Raw genomic sequence first — 17381 nt, forward strand, 5'->3', positions numbered from 1 at the left:
GAACACGGATTCCCCACAGCCATGAGCAGCTATCAACAGCTTGCCACGTCTCTCGCAGCGTTCGTTCCGTCGACCAGTGACTCGGTCGTCGCTGTGGCGGGCACAGTCTCTCGATCCGAGTTCGCATCGTGGTCAGTACGACCGCTCCAGCTGGATGGGAGTGCCCACCTCGCCGCGCTCGTCGGAATGGTGGCGCTTGTCCTTCTGGGGGGGCTCCTCGTCGCTCGAGATCGGTACAGTGAGCAAGCCGCGCTCGCGACCGATCCGGAGGCAGACCGCGAGGAGTTTCTGACCGATCAGGAGCGCGTGCGCAGACTCCTGCAAGAAAACGGGGGCCGGATGAAGCAGTCGACTATCGTCGACTCCGTCGACTGGTCGAAAGCGAAAGTCAGCCGACTGCTCGCCGACCTCGAGGAGGACGGCCAGATAACGAAACTGCGCCTCGGGCGGGAGAACCTGGTGTGTTTGCCGGGCCACGAACCGACAGCGTCGAAATCGTCCGAGCGGCTCCCCGACGACTATAGTAGTCACTGATACTACCGGCGGACACGGGCCAGTGCCGATGACACACCGACCCCACAAACGGTTCAGCTGTCACTGTCTCGAGGACCGTTCCTATCAACAATCGTTGTTTTCCGCAAACGAACCTGCCACTGAATACACGCCCGCTGGGTCGTAGTATTCAATTTCTCAGCGTAATGGTTCTGCCGGTTTATCCGCTCAACGAACGACGGAGCAGATGCCATTACGGCAACCATGAACGCACGCAATCAGTTGCTTGTCGTACTAACAGCACTGATGCTCGTCTGCTCGAGCGGGGCGATGGTCACAGCCGCGACGTCCGGCGACGCCATCGATCAGAGCAGCGAGGTCAGTGAAGACGAGTACGACTCGGCAAACGAAACGGTAGACGAAACGACAAACGAGACGGAGGCTGACGAACGGGGCGACGACAACGAAACCGACGCTGTGGACAACGAGTCCGAACAGCAGCCAGCGTATGTGACGTTCAACGATCAGACGAGCGACGGCGAGACGGTCGTCGTCGAGAACGTCTCACTGGCGAGTCCCGGCTTCGTGACGATCCACGACAGTAGCCTTCTCGTGGGCGAAGTCACCGGCAGCGTTATCGGGACCTCCGAGTACCTCGAGGCGGGCACACACGAGAACGTCACGGTGACACTCGACGAGCCACTCGAGGAGAGCGAGACGCTGATCGCGATGCCACATCGCGACACGAACGACAACCAGACGTACGATTTCGTCGAGACTGACGGGCAGGAAGACGGACCGTTCCTCACGGCCGACGGCGAACCGGTGACCGACGATGCAGTGGTCACCCTCGAAGGTGCGGCCGATGAGGATGTCAACGAAACCGCTGCTACTGAAGCGGCTGAGGACGGTGAAGATGAAAGCGCCGTCACTGAGGAAGAGGAAGAAGATAACGTAACTGAAGAAGAGCCGATCGCTGAGGAAGAAGATAACGTAACTGAAGAAGAGCCGATCGCTGAGGAAGAAGATAACGTAACTGAAGAAGAGCCGATCGCTGAGGAAGAAGATAACGTAACTGAAGAAGAGCCGATCACTGAGGAAGAAGAGGACAACGTCACCGAAGAAGAGCCGATCGCTGACGACGAAGAAGACAACGTCACCGAAGAAGAACCGGCACTCGCTGACGACGAAGAACCGGCTGACGAGATGCCGATGGACGAGCTACCGGTCGCCGATGACGAACAGCCGGTCTTCATCGTTGTCGAAAACCCAACGATAGAGAACCTGAACGTCGAGAACGTGACGGTGTACGTGCTCGTCGTTGGTGAGGACATCGACGCCGACCAGATCGACGACATCATGGACGGTGACATGCAGGTCGAAGACAACGTCACCGAGGAAGAACCGGCCCTCGATGAAGAAGACGACGTCACCGAAGATGAGAGCGTCACCGACGAAGAGCCAATCGAAGAGAACGTCACCGAAGAGCCACCGTCAGTAGAGGAGAACGTCACTGCAGAAGATGACGTCACCGAGGACGGTCTCGATGAAGAAGACAATGTCACCGAGGACGGTCTCGACGAAGAAGATAACGTCACCGAGGACGGTCTCGACGAAGAAGATAACGTCACCGAGGACGGCCTCGACGAAGAAGATAACGTCACCGAGGACGGCCTCGACGAAGAAGATGACGTCACCGAGGACGGCCTCGACGAAGAAGACAACGTCACCGAGGACGAAGAGGTCGAGGACGATCTCGAAGCGACTGCGTTCAACATCAGCGACCTCGAGGCGCCAGAGAGCGCCACGGTCGGTGAGAACATCACCGTGACGGCGAACGTCTCGAACCCCACCGATGAGGAACGCACCGAGGCGATCCAGTTCCGTCTCGAGGGTGACCTCGTTGCCGAGCAGAACGTGACCCTCGAGAGCGGGGACAGCGAAACGGTCGAGTTCGAGGTCGACACCAGTGATATCGAACCCGGCGAATACGTCCACATGGTGCTGGGTGACGAAGCCGGCGAAGTCGCGATGATCGAACTGACCGAAGCCGATGACGTTGGCGTCGAAGACGGCGTCGACGAATCCGAAGACGATACCGGCTTCGACAACGAGACGAACGAAAGCGATACCGGCATCAACGAAACCGACGACGGTTTCGATGACAGTGCCGATAACGTGACGGCCGACTGATCAGAACACCGGTTCGCCACGTAACTGCCGCCGCGCTACCGGATGCGCGTCTTTTCCCTTCGTCGATGTGTGCAGCCACCCTCGACGTCAGTCGACGTAAGCGTACGACTGCACGGTCGGACTCAATCGACATGATGCAAGACGGCAGTGACTACAGTAGCCACTGACCGTCACTGCACACCCGATCGCCAGACAGGAGCGCGGTTCAGCCAAGCAGTTGATACAGACTGCTTGCGGCAACGGCGAGAAACATCAGAACGCTCGAGAGCACCGGATCGATACTCGAGAGCACTGGGACCTCGAGTCCGACCAGTGCGATGGTCGCGAGGCCAAGGGTACAGAGTCCAAGATGGAATTGTAAGATCCGTGAATAATCGTCTGCGTGGCCGTCGACGTACTGGAGGACCTCGTCGAAGTGGCGGCCAGGACGAATTGTCTTCGCATCGGAGTCGTACTCGATCACGGCGTCTTCCTCGAGCTGCGGGAGATGTGTCTGTTGGAGGGAAACGTAGACACTCTTGTAGAGATTGTTCGGAACGGGTGTGGTATCCGACTCGGTCGCGGCGATCTCGGTCGCAACATCGGAGACGTCGATCTGCCCGCCCTCCGCTGCGAGCAGCTGAACGATAGCCCGTCGTCTATCGTTGCCGAGGATGTGAAATACCTCACTCTCCTCGAGCGGCTCAGTTCTGTTCGTTTGAACTGACATCGATGAGAGAGAAGACGCAAGGGTTTTCGAGGGGCCGTCCACCACCAACCATGTATCCCCACTTCACTCACCACTAACTTTAACTTTTGCAGGTTACGGCAGGTGTCGACAGTACCCACGAGGCCGAGACACATGCGACCGATGGTAGGAGGAAGGTACAGCCAGTCAATCCGTCGCGCCTTCTACTGGTTGAGATAGCGAGCTCGGGGAGGATCGTCTCAACGAACGCGGACGACACTGATCGCGTCGTGTGAGCAGGTGTGCAGTGACTATCAGCACTATCCAGTCACGCGACTGGCAGAAATAACACAGCGGACGGCTGCGCTCACTCGCGAGGGAGATGGCCACCGGATTGCATCTCCCGATACGTCGTACAGGACGGGCAGCCATGGACGACGTCGCCGTTATCACCGAAGACGCGAGCGAACTGTTGTGTGACGTGTGTCCCACAGTTTCGGCATCGAGCGCCGGCTGTCGACGATTCCATTGGCTTCCAGTCGTGTTGTGTGGATTTCATAGGCTTGGGGGTGTACTCGGACGCGTATCAATGGTCTCGCCACCAACGGGACCAGTTGCACTCGGTCCCGATCCAGCGACGAAACCGCCGAATCACCGTGATACCCGTCCGGGCATAATCGTATCGAGGGGAGCAAACGCGAATAAAGGACATTGACTGTTCACCCGGGATGTGGGTCTGAGAACCGGGAAACAACCGCTTTCCGGCCGATATCGATCAGTAGCAGCGTTGTAACCCGATGGTCGGCGTATACACACCGTCAGATCTCAAGTCGGATTCAGCCGTGTTGGGGTGCATTCAGCGACCAAATCATTCATTGACGAACCAGGAACGGTGTTGAAAGCTGTAATTTCCGGATCGAAATACGATCTTACGTCGTGCAACGACGTGGCGCCAGCTTGTAAGGTACATCGTTATAAAATACCACTATCACTTACCGATCTTCGTGTCGGAATGTAATCGTGGTATCCCCGGCAGTGGTGGTCCAACGGTACTGTGGGCTGTCCGGACGGTGGGTTCGCCGGCCGATCTCGGCGGCTCTCACACCCGATGACGGCCGGCAGTATCTGCCCTGCCCTCTCGAATCGGCACCTCTCGCGGAGAGCGAACAGACGCGCCCCGTCGTAGACGGGTGATCACAACTATGTCAACACAAGCGAGCAACACGCGATCGGAATCGACTGCCGATCCAGCGGCCCAGCTCGACGTCCTCGGTGACGACTGTGCCCGGACGATCCTCATTGCAACGAGCGAAGGGCCGAAGACGGCAAAGGAACTGACGGAACGAACGGATAGCTCCTCGGCAACGGTGTACCGACGAATCAACAACCTCCTCGAGAGCGATCTCATTGCAGAGTGCGTGCGATTCGAGGACGACGGCTCACATACGACCGCCTACGAGTCGACTGTCGACGTTCTCCGCGTACGGATCGACGCGGACGGGATCAACGTCGCGGTTGCAGAGGGCGACGACTGACCGTCGACGAACGTCTTATCGAGACGATATCTCTGCGTTCGATGGCACCCACAGCACTGTCGACGTGGCCGACGACGCCCTCGAGCGCCGTCACAACCGGCTCATCGACGATCGAGAGACAGTCACGAGAACCCGCAGTTTCGTTCGGGTAAGACAGTATAAACAGGTGGAAGGGTCGCTGTATGATACGGATAACAAATATCCACTCAGTGGAACGGTCACTGTGATTGAGCAATGCACGATCTGACCGGCTTCCAGCGCGACCTGCTGTACGTGATCGCAGGTGCTGACCGTCCGTCGGGGCAGACCGTCAAAGACGAGGTCGAGAAATACTATAGCTCGGAGATCAATCACGGGCGGTTGTATCCCAATCTCGATACGCTCGTCAACAAAGAGCTGGTCGAAAAAGGACAGCTCGATAGACGAACGAACTACTACGCCATCACCGAGGCCGGTCGAGAACAGATCGAAGCCCGCCGAGAGTGGGAGGAACAGTACGTCGATTTCTAGGCTGGACTCGAGGGTCGTCGAGACGACCGTAGAGATGTCAGAAAGAGGCTCTGCTGTAGCCAGGTACTGGTTCACCTGCAGCGGATCACGGACGTGCCGGAACTGCTTACAGCAGACCGTATCAGTCTCCGTCTGACCGACACTGTGCCACTCGTGTCAGTAACACGGTCATAACAAAGCACGGACGGCCGTATCGTCCAACGAGAATGGCACTCGTCTTCTTCGTACAGGAACCGCGCTCGGATGCCAAGCGGCGACGTCCAACGGTGGATCGTCGATGAGTCATCGAGCGAGAACCTGGCTGCGGTTCGGGATCGTTCGCCGCTACCCGTTCGATCTCGCGGCCGTCTCAGTTGGTGCGATCGCCGCGTATCTACTGGTGGTACGGTTCGGAACCGAAAGCGGGCTGCGCCTGTTCGCGACGGTGCCGCTCGTGTTGTTTCTGCCGGGCTATGCGCTCGTGTCGGTTCTCTTTCCGGCCACCAAACGGCGCGCGAACAACGCTGCAGCGACAACGGCAGAAGCCCGTCCCCGCGGGATCGACACCACCGAACGCCTGGGACTGGCGTTCGTCATGTCGCTCGTGATCGCACCGCTGATCGTACTCGTATTACCGGTTACCGGCTGGGGATTGGCCGCACAGCCGATCGCCGCGGCGCTTGCGCTCGTGACGGTCGTGCTTGCACAACTCGGTGTCGGACGACGGGTTCGGACCCCGGACGCCGAGCGGTTTACCGTCTCACCGATCGCGCGTCTCGGACGAGTTCGCAGTACGGGTGTCTCAACAGCGTCGATCGTACTCGTGCTCGCGATCGGAGCGGCGGTCGGCGCGCTGCTCGTGGGGGTGTTACTGCCCGTCTCGGCGGGCGGCTACACGGAACTCGCACTGTACAGCGAAGACGAGGACGGCGAACTGGTCGCCGGCGACCTCCCGAGCGAAGTCGAACCGGGGACGTCGATTCCCGTGACCATCGCGATCGAAAATCACGAAGGACACCAGCAGGAGTACACGGTCGTCATCCAGGAGCAGACCCTCGAGGACGATGCCGTCGTCGAGCGAACCGAGTTACAACGGCTCAACACGACGGTCTCGAACGGTGCGACCGCCCGCGGCGAACGATCGGTGACGCCGACGGCGGGAGCTAACGAAACAGTTCGGATAAGTGTCCTCCTCTATCAGGACGAGCCGCCGGCCACGCCGACGACCGAAAACGCTGCCGAGGAGACCCACTTCTGGGTGACGGTGACCGACGACTAACGACCGACTCCGACCCTGCTTGCGGTCGGCCGGACTTCCGACAGTACCGGAGTCCCGCGTGCCTGGCGTGCTGCAGTAGAGAATGGGTCGAGACACGACACCGACTTGAGCCGTGACTCGTACTGCCGTCAGTCGATAGTGCACAGTGATCCGTGAGGGACCGATCACATCTCGACGCCTGTTGCCGTCGGTGATGGTGTTTCGAGTGCGATCGGGGCATGATCTGTGCCGCTCGGCAGTGTACAAGAAAGTGCTACGCGACAAGGGTGACCTCCTCCTCGCCGTAAACGGCGAGGCTTCCCACGGCACCGCACCGCTGGGTTGGGATATTTGCTGGTTTACGACTCGTCGGTATGACGGGCCGATGGCGGGGCCACACCGCCGTTACACCTATCCCCGGCACGGGGACTCGGAGTTATCTTATCTTGTTGACCGAGACACCACAGCGGTTCGAGAGGGTGGCTCGAACGTTCTGGGTCTCGGAGTCCCGATATTGTCCGATTAGGTGGGCGGACGTGCCGCCTCGGTGTATGTCATACTGCGCCTCGACTGCACTTAAATATCTGTATTGCTACCGAACGGGGACTGTGTAAGCGTTGTCGGATTCACGGCCGGCGTAAACGCCGGGATTCTCTCCTTGAAGAAAGATAGGACCGACTATCCGAGGGCATCCGACAGTGACGGGTGAGACGCACCGACCACGAGCTACTGGCTCGCGAAGTCGAACGGAAGTTCCACGGTCGGACGGCGCGAAACGTGCTGGGCCACCGAAAGGGCGAACACGACGACACAGAGTGCCAGCGCCACGATCGGCGCAGCCCCGGACGGCAACGGCCCGATCGCAAGCCACGACAGCCCGAACGCGACGGTGCCGAGGGCCGTGACGGCTGCATAGAAGCGATGCCACGCGTGCTGGCTCTCGAGGTGTCGATCGAGGTATGGTTCGAAGCGCTCCTCGTTCGGGAGTAACTCGATCTCGTGGCCCTCCGGATCCCAGTCGACGATGCCGTGGTCCTCGAGCATCGGCAGGTGAGTCTGGTACAGCGAGATGTAGACCCGTCGGCGCTGGGTCCGCGTTACGTCGTCGGGATCGGTGTCGTTCTCCCAGGCAGCGACCTGCTCGACGAGCGGCGCGAGATCACAGGAGCCACCCTGCTGTTTGAGAAACTGAACCGTTCGTCGTCGCCGTGCGTTACTAAATACGTCGAACAGCTTCGCCTGTGTAAGTTCGGTCTCAGACATAGCTTCCCTCGTCACGTCGTCTCCGATGCCGATTCGGGCGGACGGATGTGCTCGGATAGCTCACACCACCGAGTGCCAGACTGTGACACTTTACTATCTCTCGACTACCCGCGCGAAAGGGATTTGTACCAGTTAGCGGCCGTGACAGACGCTCAACCCAACGTTTCTGGCTGAGAACGTGATCCTTCCGTTCGTTCGTGGCCACGAACGGCCGGCTGACGGCGCTCACGAGGGAAATGCTCCAACGTTGCCGTAGTTCGTGACTACACACCCTGCAAGCCGGGGATAACAAAGCCTCGTTACCGGCTGTTTCAGCACGATCACCCACGCGGGTATCGATTGACTATGCAACGAATACACGATCACTCACGACGCCGAGTCGCGGCTCGAAGGCATGCCACGATCACCCATTACAGTCGCTCGAGCGAGCGCTGGGACAGCCGCGACGGCGATGGAGGTGGCCACGCATGAGCGAGACGGTACGGGAGGCGATCACCGGCGATGGTTGTACGATCGACGACGACGCGACGGTCGGCTACGGCGAGTTCGAGGCGCCGACCCGGATTGGCGACGGCGCGACGATCAGGGCCGGGTCGATCGTCTACGGCGACGTGACGATCGGCGACGGCTTCGCGACCGGACACGACGTGCTGGTTCGTGAAGGGACGACGATCGGCGACGACGTGCTCGTCGGCACCAAGACGGTCATCGACGGCCAGACCGAGATCGGCTCGCACGTCAGCCTCCAGACGAACGTCTACGTCCCGACCCAGACGACGATCGGCAGCAACGTCTTCGTCGGGCCGGGAGCCGTATTGACGAACGACGAGTATCCCATCCGGGTCGACGACGGCCTCGAGGGAGCGACGATCGAGGACGGGGCGTCGATCGGCGCGAACGCGACGCTGTTGCCGGGTGTGACGATCGGCGAGAACGCGTTCGTCGCGGCCGGCGCGGTCGTCACCGACGACGTCCCGGCAGACACATTAGCAGTCGGCACACCAGCGACCGTGCAGCCACTTCCGGATCCCCTGGATGGAACGAACCAGCTCAAATGACGGACTCTGATACGACCCCCGAGACCGACGGTGGTATCGACGCCGGCACGGGTACCGAATCGGGTTCCGACGGCGATCCTGGCGACAACGCGACGCCAGTCCCGATCGCCGACCCCGAACTCAGCACCGACGCCCGCGAGCGCGTCGCAACCATCCTCGAGGACGGGCGACTCGCCGACGGGCCGGAAGTCAGGGCCTTCGAGGAGGAATTCGCAGCCTACTGCGGGGCCGACGCGGCGGTCGCGACGTCGAACGGGACGACCGCGTTACACGCCGCGCTCGAGGCGCTGGGACTCGAGAACGGAGAAGCGGTGATCACGTCGCCGTTTTCGTTCGTCGCGAGCGCGAACGCGATTCGACTGGCCGGCGGGACGCCCATCTTCGCCGACATCGATCCCGAGACGTACACGCTCGATCCCGCTGACGTCCGACGAATTCTCGAGAAACGAGACGACGTCGTCGGGCTCTTGCCAGTCCACCTCTACGGGCTGCCCGCCGACATGCCGGCACTGTGTGCGCTCGCCGACGAGCACGACCTGTTCGTCGTCGAGGACGCCTGCCAGGCCCATGGAGCGAAAGTCGACGGGCACCGCGTCGGCACCTGCGGCGACGCAGCCTGTTTCTCGTTTTATCCGACCAAGAACATGACCACCGGTGAAGGCGGCATGGTCGTCACCAATCGCGACGACGTCGCCGACCGTGCCGCGAGTTTCGTCAACCACGGCCGGAACGTCAGCGGCACCGGGAGCTACGATCACGTCACCCTCGGGCACAACTTCCGGATGACCAGCATCGCGGCGGCGATCGGCCGCGTCCAACTCGAGCGACTGTCCCAGTTCAACCGCACACGCCGTGACAACGCCGCGTTCTACAACGAGGAACTCGCCGACCTGCCACTCGAGACGCCGACGGAGCCGGCCGACCGTCGCCACGTCTACCACCAATATACGGTACGAACGGACGACCGGGACGCACTCGCAGCGACGCTCGAGGAACGAGACATCGGCACCGGGATCTACTACGAGACGCCAATTCACCGCCAGCCGGCCTACGAGACGGTCAGCACCGCTGCAGCGCGGCTCCCGGCGTCGGAACGGGCAGCCGACGAAGTGCTGTCACTGCCCGTCCACCAGGAGCTATCGGTGGGCGACAGGCGCACCGTCGTCGAAGCAGTACGCGATCACTTCACCAGCCAATGAGTACGGATCGAGTAGCTGACGAGACGACAGACGAACAGCTCCGGGCCGGTGTCGTCGGCGTCGGCTCGATGGGTGAAAACCACGCGCGAGTCTACGCCGAACTGCCGCGTGTCGAGCTCGCCGGTGTCACCGACCACGACGACGAGGTCGCCGACCGCGTCGCCACCGAGTACGACACCGAAGCAACCTCTCTCGAGACCCTCTGCGAGCGCTGTGACGTCGTGACGGTGGCCGTCCCGACCCACGCCCACTACGAGACGGTCTCGACCTGTCTCGAGGCCGGCGTCCACGTCCTCGTGGAAAAGCCGATCGCCGAAACCGTCCAGCAGGGTCGAAAGCTGGCAGAACAGGCACACGACGCCGGCCTCGTCTTGCAGGTCGGCCACATCGAGCGGTTCAACCCGGCCGTGCAGACGGTCGCGGAGTTGGTCGACGACCTGGACGTGATCAGCGTCGCGGCCGAGCGGCTCGGCCCACCGATCGACCGCGTCGCACCGGGCAACGTCATCTACGACCTGATGGTCCACGACGTCGACGTCGTCGGCGCGATCCTCGACGAGCGGCCCCACTCCGTCGCCGCGATGGGCACCGACGACGGCCAGTACGCCACCGCGACGATCGAGTACGACGATGTCGTCGCGACGGTGACGGCGAGTCGCGTCACCCAGAAGAAGGTGCGCCGGCTCACCGTGACTGCCCGCGAGTGTCTCGTCGAGGTCGACTACCTCGAGCAGTCGGTGCTGATCCACCGCGATTCCTATCCCGAATACCTCGCGGACGACGGCCAGTCCCGGTATCGCCACGAGAGCGTCGTCGAACGGCCCCGCGTCGACGCCGGCGAGCCACTCCGAAACGAACTCGCGTCGTTCGTCGCGGCCGTCAGAACCGGCTCCGAACCCGAGGTGACCGCCGAGGACGGCATCGAGGCCCTCAAAACCGTCCAGCTGATCGACCGGCTCGCGACGGGCCCGACCGACGACACGGACAGCGAGCAGTCACAGGGACCGGAGGTGGAAGTCTGATGGCGGAGCGTTCGTCCGATACGAGCGCTGGCGCTGGCTCCCAGGCGGCTGGCGGGTTCTACGGCTCGAGCCTGCCGGCCGACCGGCAACGCGAGCGCCTGACGAGCGGCGAGATTCCGGTCGCCGTCTACGGGCTCGGCAAGATGGGGCTGCCGCTGGCGGCGGTCTACGCAGAGACGACGGGGAACGTGACCGGCGCCGATATCGATCCCGCCGTCGTCGAGGCGGTCACCGACGGCGAGAGCCACGTCGTCGGCGAACCCGGACTCGACGACCTCGTCGCCGACCAGGTGGCTGCCGGCCGGCTCGCGGCCACGACGGACGGGCCGGCAGCAGCCGAGCGAGCCCGAATTCACGTCATCATCGTCCCGACGCTGCTGGACGACGAGAACGAGCCGGATCTCACGACGGTCGAGTCGGTCGCCGACGACATCGCGGCCGGGCTCGCCTCCGGAGATCTGGTGATCGCCGAGTCAACGCTGCCGCCGGGAACGTGCCGTGACGTCCTCGAGCCCCATCTCGCGAGCAAAAGCGGGCTCGCATCCGACGCGTTCGGGCTCGCCTTTTGCCCGGAGCGAACGTCTTCCGGTACGGCACTGCGGGACATCCGCGGCCAGTATCCGAAGGTCGTCGGTGGCGTCGACCCGGAGAGCACGCGAGCGGCTGCGCTCGTCTACGACGAACTCTCGGACAACGAGGTCCACCCCGTCTCGGACGCGACGACGGCGGAGGCCGTCAAAGTGTTCGAGGGGATCTACCGTGACGTCAACATCGGGCTGGCCAACGAACTGGGTCGGCTCGCGGACGAACTCGAGATTTCGGTCCGCGAAGCGATCGCAACGGCCAACGACCTGCCGATGTGTCAGCTCCACGATCCCGGCCCCGGCGTCGGCGGCCACTGCATTCCGTACTATCCACACTTCCTGCTCGGCCGGACCGACGAGCCGATGGCCGTCACCGAGACGGCCCGCCAGGTCAACGACGAGATGCCCGCAGTCGTCGTCGACCGGCTGGCGGCCGAACTCGAGCGTGACGGAACCGACCTCGCGGACGCGTCGGTCGTCGTCCTCGGCGTTACGTATCGCCCGGGCGTCGAGGAAACACGCGCTTCCCCGGCGCTTGGCGTCATCGACGCGCTGTCCGAGCACGGGGCCGAGGTCGCTGGCGTCGACCCGCTCGTCGATCCGGCCGACTACGGCGCGCGGCCGGTGGCGATCGACGAACTGCCCGACGAGACGTTCGATGCCGCCGTCCTCGTCACGCCCCATACGGCGTTCGAGCGGATCGACTGGACTGCACTCGAGCCGATGGTCGTCGTCGACGGCCGGGACGCGGTCGACCTCTCGGACACCGCCCACCGGGAGTACGACCTCGCAGGCTCGAGCGACGGCCGGCCGCCACGGGGCTCGAGCGCCCGCGATAGTGACACTGTACGTGGCGTGTCGGAGCCGACGAACGTGACCACCGACGGAGGGAACGATGTATAAGGGCAAACGGATCGCCGTCGTCGTGACGGCGTACGACGAGGCGGCGTTCGTCGGCCGCGTCATCGAGACGATTCCTGACTTCGTCGATCGGATCTATGCCGTCGACGATGCGTCGCCGGATGACAGCTGGCAGGTGATCCAACGGGTTGCAACGCGGGTCAACGACAACGCGGACAGTGAGGCGATCGACCGCGCGCTCACGGCAGCCGATGGCGGCGACGACCGGCGCGTGGTGCCGATCCGTCACGCGGAAAACCGCGGCTACGGCGCAGCGGTCAAGACCGGCTATCGTCGCGCCGTCGCGGACGACATCGACGTCGTCGCGGTGATGAACGGCGACGGACAGATGGATCCGACCATTCTCGATCGGATCATCGATCCGGTCGTCACCGGCGAGGCCGACTACGCCAAGGGCAACCGGCTCCTGCACGCCGACGACCGCGAGGGAATGTCGACGTTCCGGTTCGTCGGGAACGCCATGCTCACTGGCCTCTCGAAGTTCGCCACGGGCTACTGGTCGCTTGGAGACCCACAGAACGGCTATACCGCCATCTCGCGCGAGGCGATCGACCGACTCGAGCTCGAGGAGATCACCGACCAGTACGGCTTCCTCAATCACCTGCTGACCCATCTCAACGTCGCGGGGTGTCGGGTTGCGGACGTCCCCATGTCGGCGATCTACGGCGACGAGGACAGCAGCATCACGTACGGATCGTTCATCCGGTTCGTCTCCCTGCTGTTGCTGCAGAGCTTCTACTGGCGACTCAAGACCCGATACGTGGTTCGGTCGTTCAACCCGGCTGTCGTCTACTACGTCGTCGGATCCCTGGGGCTGGCTGGCGGGCTGGCTGGTCTTGGCGGATCGGTCGTCCGGGCGGCACGCGGCGACGACGCCTTTACGGCTGGTCTCTCCGCGTTCGTCGCGGCCCTGCTCGGACTCGTCTCGCTCGGCAGTGCGATCCGACTCGACGCCGAGGCGAACGAGGACCTCGAGGTACCGTGTGACGAGCCTGGCGAACCGAGCGACAGCGAGGCTCGAGCGCCGGCTTACTCGATGGAGTAAGTGACGATCTCGTCGCCCTCGCAGGTCGGACACTGGGCGGTTCCGGCCGAGACGTTCGTCCCACAGTGGCGACACTCGCGGACGACCGTGACCGAACTGATGCCGTCGCCATCGCCGTCGCTGTTACGATCACGCGCGCTGGCCCTCGGCATCTCGGCCCCGGTATCACCGCCGGAAAACAGGTCACTGAGCAGTGTAGAGAGACTCATAGAACGGAACTAGTCGGCTCTTTTCGAGAGATAGGTATAAGTTTTTCGTGACAGACTCATCACTATCCCGCTCGAGAACAGGTTCAGCCAAGCGCCAGCAGATCCGTCCGGCAGCGGCGTCATGTCGTTCGTGATCGGGGTCGGAGCGCTTGCTTCGTCGACCGGTCGAAGCGTGCGACGGCCCCGCGGGATTCCGCCACGTCGACGAGCAGGTCAGTCAGGTTCACGAGGTCGCCGACGTACTCCTGTCGGCGCTGTGCCCAGCGTTCGCCCACGTCGTCATCGGCAAGCACCTCGAGCGAGCGATCCCGAACCGCCTCGTAGGTGTCGAACTGCTCGGCGAGGCCGGCCCGCTCGAGTTCCTGAAACTCACCGTACTCGTGGTCGTCGGTGCCGCGATAGCGGAACGCTGGCGTTCCGAGCAGCGCGGCCTCGGTGGCCATGGTGCCGGTATCGGCAACCAGCAACTCGGCGTCGGCCATCGCGTCGTGGATCAACGCGGGATGGAGGTCGTAGGGCCGTGCCGGCAGCTCTCGGAGGTCTAACTCGTCGCCCTCGTCGGAGACGAACACCGTCGCGACATCGCTCAGCCGCTCGATCAGGTCGCGTCGCTGTTCGGGTCGGAATCCCTCGAGATCGGCGTCATGCAGTGCGTCGAGGGCATTGAATCGGACCAGCACGTAGGGCTCGTCCGGATCGACGTCGAGGTACTCCCGGACGTCGGTGGTCGGCTCGAAGACGTCGGGATGGAGATAGGCACACTCCTTGAAGCCGTCGAAGGTGTAATGGGCGTCGCCGAGATCGCGACGCGTCACGGCCGGCGAGAGGATACAATCGGCGAAAGGCCGGGAGACGGTATGGTTGAAGTCGCCGGGCTCGTCGTCGAGAACGAGGACGACCGGCGTCCGCGAGAGCGTGCCGGCGTAGGCCGCGTAGGGACCCCGGCCGAAGACGACGTCGGGATCGAACCGAAGCGCTTCGACCCCGATCGTCAGGAACTGCCCGCCCACCTCGCGGGCGAATCCGAGTTTCGAGTACCCCTCCGTCCGGTGGTCGCCGTACACCCGATAAGGCATGTCGAAGTACTCGAGTAGGTCGGTCGTACAGGCGTATTCCCTGGTGAGGACGAGCACGTCGTGTCCCGCCGTCTCGAGTCGGTCGACGGCGTGTCGATACAGGTGGACGTGGGCTGGCGTGTTCGCCAGGACGAGGATCCGCATCGCGCTCGAGTACCCGCGCTCGGCTCTTTGTAATCGGATCGCTACGGGCGGGGTCGCTCGCGCGCGTTCGGTCGTCACTTGAACAGGTCCGTGTACGTGAGGGAAACCCGCGCCGTCGGCTGCGCCGCCGAGTAGACGAGGTGCGTATTCACGTATTGACCGGCGCGCCAGAGCCTACTGCACGCCGGATAACAAAACGAAGGCGGGCCGTTTCGCCCGACAGCCGATATGGACGTCCTCACCCTCACCACGTACGCGGACGCGCCGTTTATGACCCAGCAGCAGGCCGCACTCGAGGAGCGAGGCGTCTCGTTTTCGACGCTCCCGGTGGCCGGCGAGGTCGCCGCCGACGTCGACCGCAGCCCGACGGATTACCTCCGGACCATCCCGCGGGTGATTCGAGAGGCCAGAACCGGCGACTACGATCTGATCCACGCCCACTACGGGCTGACAGGGCCGATGGCACTCGCACAGCGACGGCTCCCCGTCGTCCTCTCGCTGTGGGGATCGGACGTCCACGGCCCCGTCGCACCCGTCAGTCGGGCGTCCGCGCGGTTGTGCGACGAGGTCGTCGTCATGTCCGAGGAAATGCGGACGGCACTTGGCGTCGACTGTCGGGTGATCCCCGATGGTGTCGACCTCGATCGATTTCAGCCCGAGCCACAGGCACGGGCGAAACGACGGGTCGGCTGGGACGACACCGACACCGCAAACGTCCTCTTTCCCTACCCGCCCGCACGCAAGGTGAAGAACCATCCACGAGCCGAGCGGGTCGTGACGGTCGTCGACAACCTCCTCGAGCGCCCCGTCCGACTCCGGACCGTCTATGGCGTCGCCCACGACGCCGTTGCGGATTACATGAACGCTGCCGATGCGCTCCTGTTGACCTCCGACAGCGAGGGCTCGCCCAACTCCGTGAAAGAAGCGCTGGCCTGCAACCTCCCTATCGTCGCCACGGACGTCGGCGACGTCCAGGAACGACTCGCCGGCGTCGAGCCCTCCCACGTGGCCTCGAGCGACGAGGAGCTGGTTCGGGGGCTCATCGATGTCCTCGAACGCGGCGAGCGCTCGAACGGCCGCGAAGCCGCCCACGAGGTGAGCATCGACCGGACGGCGGATCGAATGCTCGCGGTCTACGAGGCCGTCGCGGGACGGGACGTCGAGATCGACGCCGAGGCCGAGACACGGCGTATCCAGAGGAAGGGGCGGGTCGAATAAGCCACTCAGAAGCCGATTTCTGTCGTATTCCGGTTATTGGACGTTTTCGCGATACCAGTCCATCGCGTCGGGCACGTGGGCCTCGAGCGGCCGATACTCGTATCCCAGTTCCTCGTTTGCCTTTCTCGAGGTGTAAAAGAGCCGCTGGGTCGCGAGATCGGCCATCTCGCGATCGAAGGGGAACACGCGCCGATCGGCGACGGCGTCGACGAGTTCGGCGACGGGGCCGGCAGCGCGGATGGCCGTCGCAGGCACGCGAATTCGTGCCGGCGAACCGTCGGCCGCATCGGCGATCCGGGCGACCGCTCGATCGAAGGTGAGGTTCTCGCCGCCGAGGATGTAGTGTTCACCGCTGGTGCCGCGTTCGGCGGCCGCCACCAGCCCGTCGATGACGTCCGCGACGCCGACGATGCTCAGGCCGCCGGGGAGATGAGCTGGCATCGTCGGCTCGACGCCCATCGCAAGCAGCTGGGCGGTGAACTCCTCGTCGCCCGGGCCGAAGATTGACGTCGGGTGGACGGTGACGGCCTCTCCCTCCGCCTGTGCGTAGCGGTCGACCAGTTCCTCGGCCGCGGCCTTCGAGGCCTGGTAGGCACCGATCGGCTCGGCTACGTCCGTCTCGTCCGCGAAGTCGTCGTCCCCCTGCGGCCGGCGCGTTCCGGCGGTGCTGGTAAAGACGATCCGTCCGGCGTCGCCGTCGCGACAGGCCGCGAGCACTCGCTCGGTTCCGTCGCGGTTGACCTCCCAGACGGTCTCGGGGCCGGCGCTCCAGAGGCCGATTCCCGCGAGGTGAAAGACGACATCGGCGCCGTCGACGAGCGAGCGCAGCGTCTCCTCGTCGGCGAGATTGCCAACGTGCCACTCGACTTCCTCGAGCCCACCCCGGTCTGAGGTCGGCCGACTGAGTCCGTGGACTGCCCAGCCGTCCGCGAGCAGGCGCTCACAGAGCCGCGAGCCGAGAAAGCCGGTTGCGCCGGTGACCGCCGCAGTAGGGGAGTCAGTCATCGC

Annotated in this window: 17 protein-coding genes; 11 read left to right on the top strand and 6 right to left on the bottom strand. The window is 63.4% G+C overall.

Annotation, left to right across the window (positions count from 1 at the left end; all coding sequences use genetic code 11):
• Positions 1-21 precede the first annotated feature (21 nt).
• The gene (locus tag ACFR99_RS12085) at positions 22-534 is read left to right on the top strand and encodes a helix-turn-helix transcriptional regulator (protein WP_390287692.1); all 513 of its coding nucleotides are present in this window, start codon (positions 22-24) and stop codon (positions 532-534) included.
• 222 nt (positions 535-756) lie between these two features.
• Positions 757-2685 carry a DUF7282 domain-containing protein gene (locus tag ACFR99_RS12090; protein ID WP_390287694.1) on the top strand — a complete coding sequence of 643 codons (1929 nt, stop codon included), beginning with the start codon at positions 757-759 and terminating at the stop codon, positions 2683-2685.
• 205 nt (positions 2686-2890) lie between these two features.
• Here ACFR99_RS12090 and ACFR99_RS12095 read toward each other — a convergent pair whose 3' ends face one another.
• Positions 2891-3394, bottom strand: a complete 504-nt coding sequence (locus tag ACFR99_RS12095) for a DUF7344 domain-containing protein (protein ID WP_390287696.1) — start codon at positions 3392-3394, stop codon at positions 2891-2893.
• 325 nt (positions 3395-3719) lie between these two features.
• Complete coding sequence (locus ACFR99_RS12100; RefSeq protein WP_390287698.1) at positions 3720-3911, bottom strand: DUF7563 family protein; 192 nt, start codon at positions 3909-3911, stop codon at positions 3720-3722.
• A gap of 643 nt (positions 3912-4554) precedes the next feature.
• Here ACFR99_RS12100 and ACFR99_RS12105 point away from each other — a divergent pair.
• The 3 genes from ACFR99_RS12105 (at position 4555) to ACFR99_RS12115 (ending at position 6655) form a co-directional block, all read left to right on the top strand.
• Positions 4555-4887, top strand: coding sequence for a helix-turn-helix domain-containing protein (locus tag ACFR99_RS12105; RefSeq protein ID WP_390287700.1), 333 nt, complete (start codon positions 4555-4557; stop codon positions 4885-4887).
• A 234-nt stretch (positions 4888-5121) separates the two neighbouring features.
• The gene (locus ACFR99_RS12110) at positions 5122-5397 is read left to right on the top strand and encodes a PadR family transcriptional regulator (RefSeq protein WP_390287702.1); all 276 of its coding nucleotides are present in this window, start codon (positions 5122-5124) and stop codon (positions 5395-5397) included.
• A 277-nt stretch (positions 5398-5674) separates the two neighbouring features.
• Entirely contained in the window at positions 5675-6655 is a 981-nt protein-coding gene (locus tag ACFR99_RS12115; RefSeq protein WP_390287704.1) for a DUF1616 domain-containing protein, read from the top strand.
• A 705-nt stretch (positions 6656-7360) separates the two neighbouring features.
• Here ACFR99_RS12115 and ACFR99_RS12120 read toward each other — a convergent pair.
• Positions 7361-7897, bottom strand: coding sequence for a DUF7344 domain-containing protein (locus ACFR99_RS12120; RefSeq protein WP_390287706.1), 537 nt, complete (start codon positions 7895-7897; stop codon positions 7361-7363).
• A 467-nt stretch (positions 7898-8364) separates the two neighbouring features.
• Between ACFR99_RS12120 and ACFR99_RS12125 the strand changes: the two genes are divergently transcribed.
• From ACFR99_RS12125 to ACFR99_RS12145, 5 genes are read left to right on the top strand one after another with little or no spacing between them, the layout of a single operon-like run.
• On the top strand, positions 8365-8955 hold the full coding sequence (locus tag ACFR99_RS12125; RefSeq protein WP_390287708.1) for an acyltransferase: 591 nt from the start codon (positions 8365-8367) through the stop codon (positions 8953-8955).
• Entirely contained in the window at positions 8952-10154 is a 1203-nt protein-coding gene (locus tag ACFR99_RS12130) for a DegT/DnrJ/EryC1/StrS family aminotransferase (RefSeq protein ID WP_390287710.1), read from the top strand. Before ACFR99_RS12125 ends, ACFR99_RS12130 begins: the two co-directional genes overlap by 4 nt.
• Positions 10151-11176 carry a Gfo/Idh/MocA family oxidoreductase gene (locus ACFR99_RS12135; protein ID WP_390287712.1) on the top strand — a complete coding sequence of 342 codons (1026 nt, stop codon included), beginning with the start codon at positions 10151-10153 and terminating at the stop codon, positions 11174-11176. The genes ACFR99_RS12130 and ACFR99_RS12135 overlap by 4 nt, the downstream gene beginning before the upstream one ends.
• Positions 11176-12663, top strand: coding sequence for a nucleotide sugar dehydrogenase (locus ACFR99_RS12140; RefSeq protein WP_390287714.1), 1488 nt, complete (start codon positions 11176-11178; stop codon positions 12661-12663). Before ACFR99_RS12135 ends, ACFR99_RS12140 begins: the two co-directional genes overlap by 1 nt.
• Positions 12656-13726 (top strand): glycosyltransferase family 2 protein, encoded by a 1071-nt coding sequence (locus ACFR99_RS12145; RefSeq protein ID WP_390287716.1) that lies wholly within the window; start codon positions 12656-12658, stop codon positions 13724-13726. Before ACFR99_RS12140 ends, ACFR99_RS12145 begins: the two co-directional genes overlap by 8 nt.
• Here the strand turns inward: ACFR99_RS12145 and ACFR99_RS12150 are convergent.
• A complete protein-coding gene (locus ACFR99_RS12150; protein ID WP_390287718.1) occupies positions 13711-13935 on the bottom strand; it encodes a hypothetical protein in 225 nt (74 codons plus the stop codon). The genes ACFR99_RS12145 and ACFR99_RS12150 overlap by 16 nt on opposite strands.
• A gap of 119 nt (positions 13936-14054) precedes the next feature.
• Entirely contained in the window at positions 14055-15155 is a 1101-nt protein-coding gene (locus tag ACFR99_RS12155) for a DUF354 domain-containing protein (RefSeq protein ID WP_390287828.1), read from the bottom strand.
• A 228-nt stretch (positions 15156-15383) separates the two neighbouring features.
• On the opposite strand from ACFR99_RS12155, the gene ACFR99_RS12160 reads away from it, so the two are divergent.
• Positions 15384-16373 (top strand): glycosyltransferase, encoded by a 990-nt coding sequence (locus ACFR99_RS12160; protein ID WP_390287720.1) that lies wholly within the window; start codon positions 15384-15386, stop codon positions 16371-16373.
• Positions 16374-16406: 33 nt separating this feature from the next.
• Here ACFR99_RS12160 and ACFR99_RS12165 read toward each other — a convergent pair whose 3' ends face one another.
• On the bottom strand, positions 16407-17378 hold the full coding sequence (locus tag ACFR99_RS12165; protein WP_390287722.1) for an NAD-dependent epimerase/dehydratase family protein: 972 nt from the start codon (positions 17376-17378) through the stop codon (positions 16407-16409).
• Positions 17379-17381: the final 3 nt, after the last annotated feature.

This window comes from Haloarchaeobius amylolyticus (assembly GCF_042678045.1).
In the GTDB taxonomy this organism is placed as follows: domain Archaea; phylum Halobacteriota; class Halobacteria; order Halobacteriales; family Natrialbaceae; genus Natrinema; species Natrinema amylolyticus_A.

Bases quoted from the DNA above. Each gene is read 5' to 3' on its own strand.
- ACFR99_RS12085 (WP_390287692.1), top strand. From the start codon at position 22: ATGAGCAGCTATCAACAGCTTGCCACGTCTCTCGCAGCGTTCGTTCCG.
- ACFR99_RS12090 (WP_390287694.1), top strand. From the start codon at position 757: ATGAACGCACGCAATCAGTTGCTTGTCGTACTAACAGCACTGATGCTC.
- ACFR99_RS12095 (WP_390287696.1), bottom strand. From the start codon at position 3,394: ATGTCAGTTCAAACGAACAGAACTGAGCCGCTCGAGGAGAGTGAGGTA.
- ACFR99_RS12100 (WP_390287698.1), bottom strand. From the start codon at position 3,911: ATGAAATCCACACAACACGACTGGAAGCCAATGGAATCGTCGACAGCC.
- ACFR99_RS12105 (WP_390287700.1), top strand. From the start codon at position 4,555: ATGTCAACACAAGCGAGCAACACGCGATCGGAATCGACTGCCGATCCA.
- ACFR99_RS12110 (WP_390287702.1), top strand. From the start codon at position 5,122: ATGCACGATCTGACCGGCTTCCAGCGCGACCTGCTGTACGTGATCGCA.
- ACFR99_RS12115 (WP_390287704.1), top strand. From the start codon at position 5,675: ATGAGTCATCGAGCGAGAACCTGGCTGCGGTTCGGGATCGTTCGCCGC.
- ACFR99_RS12120 (WP_390287706.1), bottom strand. From the start codon at position 7,897: ATGTCTGAGACCGAACTTACACAGGCGAAGCTGTTCGACGTATTTAGT.
- ACFR99_RS12125 (WP_390287708.1), top strand. From the start codon at position 8,365: ATGAGCGAGACGGTACGGGAGGCGATCACCGGCGATGGTTGTACGATC.
- ACFR99_RS12130 (WP_390287710.1), top strand. From the start codon at position 8,952: ATGACGGACTCTGATACGACCCCCGAGACCGACGGTGGTATCGACGCC.
- ACFR99_RS12135 (WP_390287712.1), top strand. From the start codon at position 10,151: ATGAGTACGGATCGAGTAGCTGACGAGACGACAGACGAACAGCTCCGG.
- ACFR99_RS12140 (WP_390287714.1), top strand. From the start codon at position 11,176: ATGGCGGAGCGTTCGTCCGATACGAGCGCTGGCGCTGGCTCCCAGGCG.
- ACFR99_RS12145 (WP_390287716.1), top strand. From the start codon at position 12,656: ATGTATAAGGGCAAACGGATCGCCGTCGTCGTGACGGCGTACGACGAG.
- ACFR99_RS12150 (WP_390287718.1), bottom strand. From the start codon at position 13,935: ATGAGTCTCTCTACACTGCTCAGTGACCTGTTTTCCGGCGGTGATACC.
- ACFR99_RS12155 (WP_390287828.1), bottom strand. From the start codon at position 15,155: ATGCGGATCCTCGTCCTGGCGAACACGCCAGCCCACGTCCACCTGTAT.
- ACFR99_RS12160 (WP_390287720.1), top strand. From the start codon at position 15,384: ATGGACGTCCTCACCCTCACCACGTACGCGGACGCGCCGTTTATGACC.
- ACFR99_RS12165 (WP_390287722.1), bottom strand. From the start codon at position 17,378: ATGACTGACTCCCCTACTGCGGCGGTCACCGGCGCAACCGGCTTTCTC.